This window comes from Streptomyces sp. MK7 (assembly GCF_032658145.1).
Lineage (GTDB): Bacteria > Actinomycetota > Actinomycetes > Streptomycetales > Streptomycetaceae > Streptomyces > Streptomyces spiralis.
Map to the genome: position 1 here is coordinate 60847 of NZ_JAVACL010000029.1, position 14021 is coordinate 74867.

At 67.9% G+C, this 14021-nt stretch carries 9 protein-coding genes and 1 pseudogene; 1 reads left to right on the forward strand and 9 read right to left on the reverse strand.

Annotated elements, in window-relative coordinates:
* Positions 1-204, reverse strand: coding sequence for a DUF397 domain-containing protein (locus R2S09_RS27095; protein ID WP_316743800.1), 204 nt, complete (start codon positions 202-204; stop codon positions 1-3).
* On the reverse strand, positions 201-1031 hold the full coding sequence (locus R2S09_RS27100; RefSeq protein WP_316743802.1) for a helix-turn-helix transcriptional regulator: 831 nt from the start codon (positions 1029-1031) through the stop codon (positions 201-203). The genes R2S09_RS27095 and R2S09_RS27100 overlap by 4 nt, the downstream gene beginning before the upstream one ends.
* A 161-nt stretch (positions 1032-1192) precedes the next feature.
* Here R2S09_RS27100 and R2S09_RS27105 point away from each other — a divergent pair, with 161 nt between their 5' ends.
* Complete coding sequence (locus tag R2S09_RS27105) at positions 1193-1783, forward strand: ATP-binding protein (protein ID WP_316743805.1); 591 nt, start codon at positions 1193-1195, stop codon at positions 1781-1783.
* Here the strand turns inward: R2S09_RS27105 and pglX are convergent.
* From pglX to R2S09_RS27140, 7 genes and pseudogenes are all read right to left on the reverse strand, one after another.
* Entirely contained in the window at positions 1710-5312 is a 3603-nt protein-coding gene (gene pglX, locus R2S09_RS27110) for a BREX-2 system adenine-specific DNA-methyltransferase PglX (RefSeq protein ID WP_316743808.1), read from the reverse strand. The genes R2S09_RS27105 and pglX overlap by 74 nt on opposite strands.
* Positions 5309-9988: a BREX system serine/threonine kinase PglW gene (gene pglW / locus R2S09_RS27115; protein WP_316743809.1), complete on the reverse strand. Its 4680-nt coding sequence runs from the start codon at positions 9986-9988 to the stop codon at positions 5309-5311. The genes pglX and pglW overlap by 4 nt, the downstream gene beginning before the upstream one ends.
* A 229-nt stretch (positions 9989-10217) precedes the next feature.
* Complete coding sequence (locus tag R2S09_RS27120; protein WP_316743811.1) at positions 10218-10805, reverse strand: hypothetical protein; 588 nt, start codon at positions 10803-10805, stop codon at positions 10218-10220.
* 123 nt (positions 10806-10928) lie between these two features.
* Positions 10929-11348 (reverse strand): type II toxin-antitoxin system VapC family toxin, encoded by a 420-nt coding sequence (locus tag R2S09_RS27125; RefSeq protein ID WP_316743813.1) that lies wholly within the window; start codon positions 11346-11348, stop codon positions 10929-10931.
* Positions 11345-11575, reverse strand: a complete 231-nt coding sequence (locus R2S09_RS27130) for a FitA-like ribbon-helix-helix domain-containing protein (protein ID WP_316743815.1) — start codon at positions 11573-11575, stop codon at positions 11345-11347. The genes R2S09_RS27125 and R2S09_RS27130 overlap by 4 nt, the downstream gene beginning before the upstream one ends.
* Positions 11576-11634: 59 nt before the next feature.
* Positions 11635-13524, reverse strand: coding sequence for a DUF2075 domain-containing protein (locus R2S09_RS27135; RefSeq protein ID WP_316743817.1), 1890 nt, complete (start codon positions 13522-13524; stop codon positions 11635-11637).
* 175 nt (positions 13525-13699) lie between these two features.
* A pseudogene (locus tag R2S09_RS27140) lies at positions 13700-14007 on the reverse strand (family 16 glycosylhydrolase); the annotation flags it as partial.
* Positions 14008-14021: the final 14 nt, after the last annotated feature.

The window sequence follows — 14021 nt, forward strand, 5'->3', positions numbered from 1 at the left end:
TCAGAGTGCCGCGAAGGTGACGAACTCGGTCCAGGCCGTGGGGTCCACGGCCAACGGGGCGCGGGTGGTGTCCTTCGAGTCGCGGACGTGGACCCTGGTGGGGGTGGCGGCTATCTCTACGCATTCGCCGCCCGAGCCTGTGCTGTAACTACTCCTGATCCAGGCCGACTCAGGTACCGGCGTTATGAGCTGTTGGACGTTCATCTCTCTCCAAGCAACTTCTCGACGAGGGCCAGCGACTCGCGCGGAGTGAGCGCCTGGGCCCGAAGGATGCCGTACTGCTCCTCGATCTCCCGTACCTGCCTCCGCTCCGTGTAGAGACGGCTGTCCTTGTACGCCTCCACGTAGGCGATCCTCTGCCCTTCGTGCGTCTCGATCAAGGTGAAGGGGCCTTCCAACCCAGCATGCTCGTCCCGCTCGATCGGCATCACCTGGATTTCCACGTTGCGCCGGTGCCCATACAGCAGGATCTGCTCCAACTGGCCCTGCATCACAGCCCGCCCACCGAGCGGTCGTCGCAGAACGAACTCCTCGATGACGAAGCTGATGGTGGGCAACGGGATCCGGGAGAAGATCTCCTGGCGCGCCAGACGAGCCACGACCCTCTGGTTGATTGTCTCCTCGTCCAGCAGTGGACGCCACATGGAGAACACCGCTCGCGCATATTCTTCCGTCTGCAAAAGCCCTGGTACTGCCTTGGTGGCGTACACATGCAGGGCTGCTGCCTTGGCCTCCAGCCTGGCCGCATCGCGAAAGAAGGCCGGATACTGAGCCCGAGCCACCTCCTCCTTACTCGCGCCCAACACCCCACCGGCCCCGAGCGCTTCGTCCGCCTGGTCGATGAACCTCGGCGGCGGAATACGTCTCCCCTGCTCGAACGAGGCGATCGTCGAGGCCGAGTATCCGGTCAGCGACCCGAACCCCGCACGGTCCATCCCCGCCCGCTCCCGCAACAGCTTCAACTGCCGTCCGAACAAGCCCAGAATGCCCGCCCCAACCTCGTACTCCGGCTGCTGAACCTCGTCGTCCACGCCGTAGCTCCTCTCGTGCAACCGCCCAGTCAGCCAACATGGGGCCCGGGAACCGGTCACGCCCAAGACCACGTACAAGCACACCGACCGCGTGTACAGGCCGTACCCGTCAGCGCATCGCTCCTGGTCAACGCTACGCAGAGTCCGACACCGTTGACCCTATGAAGTCAGCAACTCCCCCGAACGGGCATATGCCGCAGCACCTCGCACCCGAACGCGAGTTCACCATGCGCTTCACGTCCACGCCGCGCGGTGCCCGCCTCGCCCGCCGACTCGTCTCGCACCGCCTGAACGACTGGGGCCATCCCTACTCAACCCCGGTCAACGAGACGCTCACCCTCATCACGTCGGAACTCACCGCCAACGCCGTACGCCACGGTCACGTCCCCGGCAGAGACTTCCACGTCCAACTCACCCTGGCCGAGGGAACCTTCCGTATCGCGGTGACCGACACCCGCGCTGAGAAACGGCCTCCGGCCAGTCGCCAGGCGACCGACTCGCTTTCGGAGTCCGGCCGGGGCCTCCTTCTGGTCGCCGCCCTCGCGGACGACTGGGGCGTCAGCCCTCGCACAGCAGCCCCGGGCAAGACCGTGTGGGCGGAGCTGCATGCGCAGGCAAAGGGCCACCCGCTCACACACCGGGTGGCCCCTGAACCGACGGAAGTCGATCTACTCCTGGCTACTTCTTCGCTGCTGCGCGACGACCACGAGTCGCGGCCGGAGGACGCCAGCTACGGAGGTCGTCGTCGGTGAGTCCGTGCTCGCCCTGCTTCTGCTGGCGGTAACCGGCGAAGAAGTCCGCCGGGGAGCCGCTGTAGAGCATGTCGAACTCGTTGTGCCACTGGGACAGCCACGGCTGGAGTTCCAGCAGGCCGGCGAGGAACGGGGTGATCTCCTCGGTGGACAGCGCGGTGTTGGTGAAGTACGTCGCCAGCGCCTGCGCCTGCTCCTTGTGGTCCCAGCCGGCCCAGCCGTACAGCTCGGGGGTGGCGGCGTTGGTCTGCCCGTACGAGATGAACCGCTCCTTGGGCACGTCCAGCTTGCCGCGCGCCTTCCAGTAGGAGGGGCGCAGGAAGTCGGCCGAGGTGTACTTCGGCGGCACGGGGATGGAGTCCCGGATCTTCCGCTTGGCCGGCTCGTCGGGCGCGGCGTCCTCCTTGCGCTGGAGGTCCCACACCTCTTCCCAGTCGGCGCGCTTCTTGAGCCCGGAGGGCTTGTAGCGCAGGGCGGAGAGGAACGGCACGTGCTCATCGGTGATCAAGTCGGCGACGACCTTGGGGAGGTCCTTGCGGGGCGCGTAGAGCTTGGCCACGGAGACGAAGTCCTCGTCGCGCGCGAGGGCGTCGGTGAGGCGGGCCAGGGTGAGGATGGTCGGCTGCCCATTCTCGTCGAACCAGAGGTCGCGCTTCTCCATCCGGTCGAGCAGCCAGGAGCGCAGAGCCTTCTCTTGGAGCGCGTCCCAACCCTCAGTGGCCCAGCGACGCTTGTACTCAGGCCGCTCAATCATGCCGATAGCCCGGTTTGACTCGATGACGTCGATGCGCTTCTGGACGATCTTGCGGTAGGGGGCGGGCCAGTGGGCCGGGATCTCCGTGATGGGAGCGAACTTGTGATTGTGGTGCCCAAACCACGAGGTGTTGACCTCGCCACGTTCCACCTTGCGAGCCAACACAATAGCGAAGGCTCGTTCAGCGGGAGTAATCACAGGAATGTCCTCAACAGGCACAGTAATCTCCTGCTCAAGGAGACCGTAGCCGGTGTAGACTTGCCAATCGAGTTCTTCTTGGGCAGCGATCATGCGACCGCGGATAGCCTCCCACTTCTTTCGACCCTCACGCAGTGCAGCCGCAGTAGGTACACTGCTTGACGCGATAGCAGTGGGGCTATTCGCAGCCAGCTCCTGAGCAAAGCTGTCCAGAGCAGTTCCAAGCTTCAAGGGAAACTCGGAAGGGAGCGGGAATTCCTCCAGTTTGGTTCCCGTGAACTCGAATCGATGCTCCCAAGGCTCATCGGCTCCTGCTACGTCTGCCCCAGGACGTCCCTTGTCATGGCTGACCTGCCGGAGCCAAAACCCAGCCGTGGAACTGTTAAGCAGCCCAAGCAGCCGGAGGTGTTCGTCCTCACTCGCCCCCTCTCGCAATTTGATCACCGGCGCGGTTCGAATGAACCCGCTTTGGTCACGACGCAGAGTGAACTGGTTGTGCGTGGCAACGAAGGAGAAGGCGATTAGGAAGGGGGCCCAATAACGCCTGCGGTTGAAGCTAGAAAACTCGAACCAGGTCAGACCCTGTTCTTCTTGCGTGCCAGAAAGGGCCTTGCGCCTCCGAAGAAGTACTCGGTTGCGCCAGAGCAGACGCTCAGTCGCACCATCAATCTGCGCGGACTGTGTTGTGTCGTCATAAGGGAAGAGAGTGCCGATGCCGTCTTGAACACCCCAATCCCTGACAGATGCCCCACCATAGAACGATCGGATATTCCCAGAAGGGACACCCAGTCGCCGCGCAGCAGTTTCTCCGATCATGTAGGCGTCATCTTCTCGGGTTACAGCACAGAACCCAATACTCTCTGCCTCGGATGAGAGTTTGACGGCTTGCGCACTCTCAATTTGAGCGTTCAATTCTAGTCCGCCATCAGTCAAGATCCATGGCTGGCGCGCGAAGTACCGCATTCGGTCAAGATCGTCCACGGATACCCATTGGCTGGCCGAACCGGGTTTGTCGATCTGCTCAACGATGGCACCCCAGACCAATCCCTCTTCGGCGTTCTCCGGCGCAGAAGGCTCCCCTTGCACACTGCGAACCGTACGAATCGTCGTCGACCGACTGCTCCCGGCACGGCGCTTTCCAACCAGAATGACCGTCGGCGTGCCGTGCCCAGGGATGTAGGCACCAGAGGTGTCAATGGCCTCGGTGAGCTCGACCTCGTGGGCGAAGTAGTTCTCGATAAGTTTAGTGCCGAACTCTCGTTTCATGAACGAGTTTGCGGTAATCTGACCGACCATGCCGAACCCATTTCCCTCGACATCGCCACTCTTGGCCAATTCGAAAAACCGCTGAGCGAACGGAACCGATAGCGCGTACTGCATGGCACATGCATTGTACAGTTCCTTATACAACGCATTAAGCTGCTTGTCCTTCACCGTGATATACGGCGGATTGCCCACCACCACGTGGTAGCGGCCTTGCTGCAGTATTCCAGGGTGCTCGTGCACATCCTCCGTGGCGTACGCGAACGTCGCGAGCTCGTCCGCGTCCCCGCCTTCAAGACCGTCGAACAACCCCAACTGCCGAGCCTTGATGAGCGAGTCCCCCACCGCCAGATGAACCGGCCACTCGTACTTGGCCGCCTCCGCCAGCGTCCGCAGCCCACTGGCGGCCATGGCTGCAACCAACAGCCGGAACCGGGCAATAGCCACCGCGAACGGATTGATGTCCACCCCATGCACCGAGTCCAGCGCCGCCCGCACTCGCTCGTGCGCATCCCTCCCCGGCTGCCCTTCCCCCCACAGCCGCACCAACCGCCGAAACGCCCCCAGCACAAAGTGCCCCGACCCACACGTAGGGTCAATCATCTTCAGACCCTCGTACCCGAACTCCCGCACCGCAGGATTCATCGTCCGGTCGAGGATGAACTCCTCCACGAACTCTGGCGTCTGGAGCAGCGCGTACGTCTTCCGGGCGAGCTCACTCAGGTCCTGGTACAGATCCCCTAGGAACCGCGTGTCCCAGCCCTCCGTACCGTCCTCGTTCAGCGGGTCGGTGAAGTCGTGGACGAGGACACCAGCCTCATCCCGCCCCCGCCAGAACTCGACCAGCTCGCGCGCACCGTCGTGCGAGAGCGGGATCTGGTACAGCGGGTTGTGCCGCTTGTCGAAGAGCAGGCGGCCGGCCTGGCCCTGGCCCAGCTCATCGAACGCCTTCTCCAGCCAGCCGCGGTAGGTCGGGTTATCGTCCGACTCCACGTACGCGTCGTACCGCGACTCCGCCAGCTCACGCCGGTCGCCGTCCGGCCCCGTCAGGTACGGCTCAGGAATCAGCCGGTTGTCCTCGCAGAACCGCACGAAGACAGTCCCCAGCACCCACGCGACCGCGACCTGCGTGACCCGCTCGTCCAGCCACGAGTTCCACGTCGCCGCCGTACGCCCCAGCTTGCGCGCCTGGTCGTACTCGGCCCGCAGCCGCGCACCGACCTTACCGAGCGCCCTCACCTGCTTGCCCAGGTCGGCCTCGACCGCCTTGACCTGCTGCTTCAGGTCGTCCAACAGAGCCTTGCGGTCGATCACTTCGCGTCTCCCTCGACACCACTCGACACAACCTGACCGGACCCGCGATGGGCATTTCCCACCCACGTGTCCGGAAGCTGAATCCACTCCCCCAGGCCGGCCTGGTACGGCACGGCTACCTGCCCGAGCCGGGGCTCGCGCGACGGGTCGCTCTGCGGGACCAGGAGCCACAGCCCCCGCCCGCCCCGCCGGGCCGCCGATGCCAGCCGGTCCAGGACGCCCATCGCGTCGTACCGGGCGAACACCCCGGCCTCCGTCAGCAGCACAGGACCCGCACCGCCACCGCCACCGCCGTTGCTCAGCAGCTCCACGATCCGGGGCTCGACCGAGCCCCATGCCGTGCGCGCGTACTCCGCGAACCGCACCGCGCCCTTCGAACCCGGCTCGGCGGCGTCCGCCTTGAGCAGGGTCTCCCAGGTCGGCTTGGTCCCCGGCGTGACCTGCCCGTGCAGGGCCTCCAGGAACAGCTCGGTCACCGACACCGCCTGCGCGCCCAGCCGTTCGGCGCCCAGTTCCCGCACCGCGTCCCGCATGAGCGGCTGCCGTACGGTCAGCACCCGGTACCCGTCCCGGCGGGCCGAGGCGAGGAGCCGTTCCTCCGCGCGCACCGCGCCCGCGAGCTGCGGGTCGTCCGCGTACCGTGTCACCGCGCCCGTGCGCGTCGACTGCCGCCACGCCCCCGTCGTGAGGTAGCTGGAGGCGTCGTCCACCCGCGTCGGCAGGTAGCGCAGGGTGCCCGTGTCCTCGCGCATGCTCAGCGACAGCTCGAAGCCCGCGTCGCGCAGCGCCTTGGTGAGCGGACCACCGGTGGGCAGTTCGTGGGTCGTGCCGCCGCGCCCGTCCGGGACGACCAGCTCGGGGAAGCGGGCGCGGACCCGCTCGTGCACGTCCTCGCCGGTCAGGCCGGGCTGCCGGCCCTCCGGCACGCCCGGGATCCAGCGGACGAGCCCGGCCTGGGTGAGGCGCAGCGCCCGGACGAGGGGCAGGTCGCGCGGGTAGATCTCCAGGCGCGGGGTGGCGGCGGCGTTCACCGACGCGGCGGCGGCCAGCTCCACCATGCGCCGCTCGTCCCAGTCGACGGCGCCGGGCGGGACCGTCAGCGCGCCCAGTTCCGCCAGGACGGTCGCGGCCGTCGGCAGGGTGTCCAGCTTGGCGAGCCGGTCGGCCGTCTTGCCGAGCCGGGTCGCGTAGTCGAGCAGGCCGGGCGCGGTCGGGGTGTCTGGGGCGTCGTTCTCGCGCACGTCGAGGGCGAGGAGGCCGGCACCCATCGACTCGTCGGTGGCCTTGCGGTTCGGCTGGTGCTGGAACTCGGCCTCCTGCGGCACCAGTTGCTCGACCTCGACGACGGCCCGTACCGCCGCCAGGGCCATCGCGCGCCGCTGCTCGCGTCCGGCGAGGTGGGTGCCGCGGCGGACGGCGAGGGCGTCGGCAATCTCCACGGCGGAGGCGACGCGCCCCATGCTCAGAAGCAGGGCGATGATTTCGTCCCGCAGTGCCTGGACGGCGGGCTCCGCCTTCCAGCGCTTGCGCTCCTCCTTGAGCATCTGCGGGATGCGGCCGTGGCTGAGGCCGAGCGCGTCGGCGACGTCCTTCTGCTTCGGCCAGACGCCGATGCCGGGAAGGACGCCGTGCTCGTCGGGCAGGCGCAGCAGTAGCCGCACCATCTCCGCCTTGTTGCGGTTGGAGCCGTTGTTGTTGACGGCCGGTACGAAGAGGGTGGCGAGGGTGTCCAGGCTGACGGAGCGCAGGGTGCGGGCGGACAGGGCGCCCGCCGACTCGCCCGTCGCGAGCCGGCCGACGAGGGCCGACTCGGCGGCGGTGAGCTGCTCCAGCTCCTCCTTCGCCTCCGCACGGCCCTTGGGCGTGAGCGGCGAGACGGGGACCTCGCTCAGCCGCACGCCCCACTCGCGCTGGCGCTGCTGGACCTCGTTGCGGGTCTTGGCGCCGAGGCCGGGGGCGTTGACGAGCTTGCGGCGGCTGTAGTCGAGGAGTTCGCCGACCGTCGTGATGCCCAGGCCGTAGAGGAAGGACTGGGCGGCGGGCGTGAGGCCGGAGACGGTCAGCGGGGTGTCGCGGGTGACCTCGGCGGCGAGCCGGTCGCGCTGCTGCTCGGCGGTCTCCGGCTCGGCATCCGCGATGGCCGCGGCGGCGCCCTCGGCGGGCGCGGTCCCCTCGGCGGGGGCCGCGGGGCGGGTGCGGTGGCTGGAGGGGACGGTCTGCGAGGCGTCGAGGAAGACCTTGCGCCAGGCGTCCCGCATCGGCTTGAGCTCGGGGAACCGCTTGCTCGCGTCGCGGTGCAGGGCCTTCTGGAAGAAGGCGACGAGCCCGTCGCGCACGGCCGGGTCGAAGGCTTCGGCCGCGATGGTCGGGTGCGGCCACTCCTTCTGGTCGGTCATGCGGGGCAGGACGCTGCCGTCGCCCCACTTGGGCAGCTCGCCGGAGGCCATCTGGTGCAGGGTGACGGCGACGGCGTACCGCTCGGCGTGCGAGTCGTAGGAGCCGCGTGTGATGACGTCGACGAAGGGGTCGAGGTAGCCGTCGGTGCCCGCGTCGGTGTTCTTCGCCGGGTAGCCGGCCAGCGAGAAGTCGATGAGGACGAGTTCGCGGGTGCGGTTGGGGCGGATGCGGACGGCGATGTTGTCGGGCTTGATGTCGCGGTGCCAGACGCCCTCGCCCTCGAGGAAGTCGACGGCGCCGAAGAGGTAGTCGCCGTACGCCTCCAGCTGGTCGACCTGGAGGCGGCCGTTCTCGCGGAGCTGGCGGGCGACGGTCTCCTCGCGGCGGCGCGGGCGGGCCGTGCCCTCGGCGCCCTGGCCGGCGTCGTCGCGCTCGTCGCCGACGTACTCCAGCACCAGGACGGTGCGGCCGCCGATGTGCAGCGGCTCGGGCTCGGCGAGGCGGATGATGCGGGAGTCCGGGCGTAGGCGGCCCATGACCTCGGCCTCGCGGATCAGGATCTCGCCCCGGCTGTCGGAGAGGGCGACCTTCAGCACGGCCAGCGGACGGGTCTTGCGGGCCTCCGCCTCCAGGTCGCGGACGAGGAAGGCGCGGCTGGTGGAGCCGGTGCCGAGGCGGCGGCGGACCTCCCACCGGCCGGCGAGCACGTCGCCGGCGACGACCTCCAGCGGGTCCTTGTCGGCGGTTGCCCCGGTCTCCTCCTCGGCCTGCGTGTCGAGAGCCGCGGCGGGGGCGGTGAGGGAGTCCTCGACGACCTCCAGCAGCTCCAGGAACTCGTCGACGCTGGAGAGGCGCTGCCCCGGGCGGTAGGCGGTGGCGGCCTGCACCAGCTCGTCCACGTCCTCGGACAGGCCGTCCACCAGGGAGCTGGGGCGCAGACCCTCGCCCGCCTCCAGGCGGGCCAGCAGCTCGGCCTGGCTGGCGGCCGGGGCCTTGCCGGTGACCAGCAGGTACGTGAGGACGCCGAGTCCGTAGACGTCGAGGTAGACCGGGTCGGGGTGGAGGGCGGTGAGTTCCGGGGCCAGGTAGGCGTCGGCGTCGTCGCTCAGATGCATGGCGGACAGGGCCGTCGGCGCGAACCGGGTCATGCCCCGGCCCTGCGAGGAGTCGCCACTCCGCTGCGTGGCGATCTGCCAGTCGGAGATCTGCAGGTGTGGCGTGAGCCAGGCGGCCTCCTCCCCTACGGCCTGTCCCTTCCGGCCGCGCGGACGGGGGACGACGTGGACGGAGCGGGCGGCGAGCGCGCGGTGGTGGATGCGGCTGGCGTGCGCGGAGCGCATCGTCTCGGCGAGCTGGCGCACCAGTGCCATCCGGCCGAGGATGTCCAGCTTCTCCCCGTACTGGACCAGGTACTCGTCCAGCTTCAGGGTGTCCGGGTGGTAGTCGAAGATCAGCGCGGGGCCGGCGGCGTGCCCGGAGGGAAAGTACTGCTTGAGCTGGACGACGCCGGGGTGCTTGAACCGGCCCAGCACCGCGGCCTCGCGCCGGGCGGCGTTCTCGACGGACTGGCGGATGGATGCGTCGGAACCGCGCTCACTGAGGTAGATGCGCACGCGCGCGGCCTCGGGCAGGTCGCTGTGGCGGGCCAGGTAGTCCGCCCAGGTGGGCCCGGAGTCGAAGGACTTCCGCTCCAGCTCGTACGGGCCGACCTTGTACTGGGCGTCGCTCTTGCGGATGCCGATGCTCTTCAGGGCCGCGGTGACCTCGCGCGAGCCGATCGCGGTGACGCGGCGCCGCTCGTCGGCCGGGGGCTGCTTGAGCATGTCGACCAGCTCGTCGACGGTATACACGCCGTTCTGGTCGTGGGCGGGCAGCCGCACGCGGAGGCTGTTGTCGGTGAAGCAGACGGCCTCGGCGACCCAGACCCGCTTGGCGCCGGTCTGGGCGAGCAGGCCGGCCAGCTCCTTGGCCTTGCGGTTGACCAGGTGCAGCGGGTTGCCGTGCGTGCGGCGGTGGCCACTGGGCGTGGTCTGCACCCAGGTCCCGTTCTCGGAGGTGACCGAGCCGTGCCAGTCCTTCAGCTCGATCATGCACAGGCCGCCGGGGGCGACCACCAGCAGGTCGACCTCGCGGACGTGACCGGTGTTCGCGGTGAAGGTGAAGTTCGACCAGGCACGCCAGGGGTCGGAGTCCGGCAGCTTCTGGCGGATCGCCTCCAGGCCGCGGCGTTCGTGCTCGAACTCGGACTCGGTGACCGTGACCCACCGGCCTTCCCGCATGCCTGTTCCCCGCTCCTCGTGTCCCTCAAGGGCCGCCGTTACCCGTGGTCAGACCCCGCAGGCTGATCCTAGTGGCTGTATGTGCCATGAGAAGAGCCCGTGAAGGACGGGACTATAGGACATACGACAGCGCCCCAGGCATTCCGGTTTCCGCCGCATTCACCGAGTCCACATGAATGCCCAACAGAAACCGAAAGCCGTCAAATCTCCCTTTGCCGGACAAGGATGGTCATGTGGCGTCGTAAGCGAGTTCCGCCAGTGCGAGCGCCTGCTCAAGGGTGTCTTCGTCCCGAACGAGGATGCTCACCCTGTATTCGGGGTTGCCGGCGGTCAGGAAATAGGCCTGAGGGGCCAGCTTCTCGATCTGGTCGCTGCGCCGCAGACGAAAGTTGACCAGGCCTGTCGACGCGAAGGCATAGGCGAAACCGCCGTACTGGCTGCCCTTGCGGCGCAGGCGGAGGTACCCGGAGTAGTCCAGCGGCTCGCCCGCCTGCCAAGTCTTGCGTTTGATGCCGTGGACCACGACGTTCTCCCAGGATCCGGCCTTGGCCAGGAAGTCGACGAACTGCTGGGCGGCGGGGTTGAAGGCGAGTTGCGCCTTCACCGTGTCCTGCCCCTCCTCCGCCACACCAGGTACGTCGCCCTCGATGCGCCATCCGAAGTCCACATCCTCGGCGCTGTCGGGATGATCGACGACCAGCGCCGCCCTCCGGGCCGCGTCGACCGTGCCGGACCCGGGCTGGAGTATCCCGCGGATCAGCGTGGAGGCATCGAGTTCTTCCGGTGTTCCCTCGAAGCAGACATAGGTGAGCTTCACGAGTCCCCCCTCGCAGCACGCGAACTCATCAGAGCATGCACGGTACTGAACTCGGCCGCGCCGTGTCAGGGCATCCGATGACAACCGCCCTACTGCGACCACCTGTCACACCTTGGGCCGAAGTCAGGGCCCCGTCTCGAAGGTCTCGATCGGGCAGCGTGCCGCGCCGCTCCGGCCGATCCTGGCGTCACAGGTGAGAAGAGGTACGCCCAGGGCCTCTGCCAGCGCGACGTACTGTGCGTCGTACGCGGACAGATTGCTGGAGAGGTCTTTGACGCGCTCCCACAGGACCAGGGTTTCGTGCCGGTCGACGGCGAGGTCCCGGTAGGTGGCCAGGGCCTTGCGCAGTTGCGTCGCATCGAGCTTCGGCTCGCCGCCGCGCCGACCTCGCGCCAGGCCGAGCAGAGCGGACATGATCTCGTAGTCGATCAGATGAGGTGCGGCGATCCGGTCCTCCTTCCCCACCCGTTCACGGATCCGGTGCCCGATCGGTCCCGCATCCGTAAGGAAGAACACCAGTGCGGAGCAGTCGGCGACGATCAACGACCGGCCCTCGCGTCGTCGATCGCGCCCAGTACGTCCGAAGGACTCAAGGCCGCACCCGCTTCCGCTTCGGCGCGGGCTGCGGCCTCGGCCAGCGTCGGCCTGGCCGCTTCGCCGACGAGCAGATCAAGTGCGTACGCCTGGAGCGACTTGCCCATCCGGGCTGCTCGGGCCTTCAGTATGGCGAGCGTGTCGTCCGGGACGTCTCGGATCGTCAGAGCAGTCATGCAGGCATTTTAACTGCGCTGCATGCATTACGCAGCTCACGGCCTCGGGCCGGTGCCCGTCAGGCCGGCACCGCGTCCCGTGCCTCCACTCCGCCCACCAGTGCCCGCAGCTTCTCCCGCGTCTCCGGGTCCGTGGAGTACACGATCGTGCCGATCATGCCGCGGGTCAGCAGCACCTTGTAGGTGTTGCGGATGAGGCGGTCGACGTCGTCGTCGGAGGTCGACTTCTTGAAGACCGGGTCCTTGGACTGCCTGCGGTCCGTGATCCAGCGATCGCCGCGCCAGACCAGGTCGGGGCCGATGATCACGCCGGACCAGTCGTACTCGAAGCCCTGTGCGGTGTAGACGCAGCCGACCTGACCGAAGCCGGCCGGGTCGGTGGCCCACAGGGCGGACGGCGGTGCGCCGGAGACGGAGCGGTCGCCGCGGAGGTTCCAGGGGCGGGCCCAGTCGCCGATGACGACATCGGCGGGGAGCGGATCGCCAGGCCTGGGTTCCTTGGACCAAGGCCAGCAGTAGCCGGCGGACATGCGGGCGCCGTAGCCCTGGTCCCTGCGGGCCTGGAGGAACTTTTCCATTTCCTGGGGACTGTCGGCGACCAGCAGTTGCATGCGGTCGTCGGGTTCCCAGGCCACCGGGCCGCCCGCCTCCAGGCCGAGGAGACGTATCACCCAGCGCAGGTAGGCGTCACTTCCGCCGCAGCGGAACTGGCTCTCCAGCGGTACGACGTGGCATTCGAAGCCCTTGGCCGCCGCAGCCGCCTTGATGTCCTCCACGGTGCCCATCTCTCCAGGGCGCACCACCTGGTGCTCGTCGAGGAGGAAGACAGGCACGCGGGCGACGTCGATGAGTTCGTCGATCTGCCGCTTGCCGGTGCGGTGGACCGCTGGTGTGTAGCGGTTGGCCGAGGTCTCGCGGATCCGGTGGGCCTCGTCGCAGATCAGGACGTCGAGAGAGTTCTTCTCGGCCGCCATGAAGCTGTTGAAGTACTTGAAGAGGTCCTGTACCTCGCGTTTGCGCGTGCCCGCGACCTTGCGCATCGTCTTGGTGAACGACTGGGAGCCGGTGGCGTGCAGGGCCGGGACGCCCTGCCGGTACAGCTCGCCGAGCAGCGAGAGCGCGATGACGCTCTTGCCGGTGCCGGGGCCGCCGGTGATGACCACTATCTCCTTGTGGTCGGACTGCTTGGCCTTGCGTACGGCGTTGAGCACCATGCGGTACGCGACCTGCTGCTCGTCCAGGAGAACGAACTGCTCTCGATCGCGCACCTCCTGGGCGGCGACCGACATGAGCTGCTTCGACGGGACCGTCTTGCCCGCCTGAAGTTCGTCGGCCGCGCGGGCGCCCGGCACTTTGTCGCTGAGCCTGGCGCGGAGGTGGTCGATGAATTCGCCGCGTCGCTCACCCGTGAACATCTGGCCGTGGTCATCGAGTTCGATCGCACGCAGACCGCTCACGCCGAACTCAGTGGCGTTGTGCAGGTATGCCACGCCACTGACCCGGCCTGGGTGCTCGGCCACCGCGCCGTTGAAGTTGACGAGGTACTCGCAGTAGCGGCGTACCTGCTCGACGGGATTGAGGACGGGGTGCGCGTAGGCGTCGATCCGGCACAGCGCCGGGTCGTCCTCGTCCGGTTCGGCCTGGCTCCACTGCTTCAGCTCGACGACCACGTACGACGGCTCGCCGGTGGCGGGGTGCACTCCGGCGAGGACAGCGTCGGCGCGCTTGCTGTTGAGCGGGAGGGCGTACTCCAGCATCACCTCCACCTCGCCGAGTCCTGCGTCGTTGAGCGCAGCCGCCAGTGCGGGGATGCTCCGCTCCCAGGAACGGACCTCGGAGGTGCCGGGGCGGTATCCGTGCATGTGGACGAACTGCTCGGTGAGGTGGAGGTACAGCGAACTGTCCAGCGCTCTTGCGGCGATCGTGTGTGCGGACTCGCGGAACAGCACGGACTTCCCCCAGGCAGCACGAAGTAACTCGTGCGGGTGGGGGCATGTCCTTCGAGACTCCACCGAGGTGGAGCGGAAGCCCGTCGGGCCGCTATGACGATGTGATCAAGAATACCTGGCTGTCCTTTGGTTGGGGGGCGGTGATCGGTGTTCGTGCGCTATCGGCCCCGCAAACCTTCTGCTCCCCCCGCACCGAATCCGCCTCAGCCCGCATTCCCCCACCCGCGACCTTGTCCACGCTCGACTGAGGCAGCCCCCGGTAAGGGCTGGTCACCTTGTTCCAGCCGGCCGGGTACGCGCGGCCGAGGGCGAGGTTGAGGATGCCGTACTGGGGGTGGTCGTAGACCCACTGGCCGCGCGTCGACTCGAGGACGTTGCGGGTGGTCTCCTGGACCAGAGGGTCGTCGGCGCAGAAGCGCATGGCTGTCGGGGCCCACTCGACGGCGTAGGTGTGCCACTGTCCGCCGTGCCACCGCCCGCGTAACTTTCAGTGCGGC

Coding starts and splice junctions, on each gene's coding strand:
- pglW (WP_316743809.1), bottom strand. CDS start 9,988: ATGCGGGAAGGCCGGTGGGTCACGGTCACCGAGTCCGAGTTCGAGCAC.
- R2S09_RS27130 (WP_316743815.1), bottom strand. CDS start 11,575: ATGACTGCTCTGACGATCCGAGACGTCCCGGACGACACGCTCGCCATA.
- R2S09_RS27095 (WP_316743800.1), bottom strand. CDS start 204: ATGAACGTCCAACAGCTCATAACGCCGGTACCTGAGTCGGCCTGGATC.
- R2S09_RS27105 (WP_316743805.1), top strand. CDS start 1,193: ATGAAGTCAGCAACTCCCCCGAACGGGCATATGCCGCAGCACCTCGCA.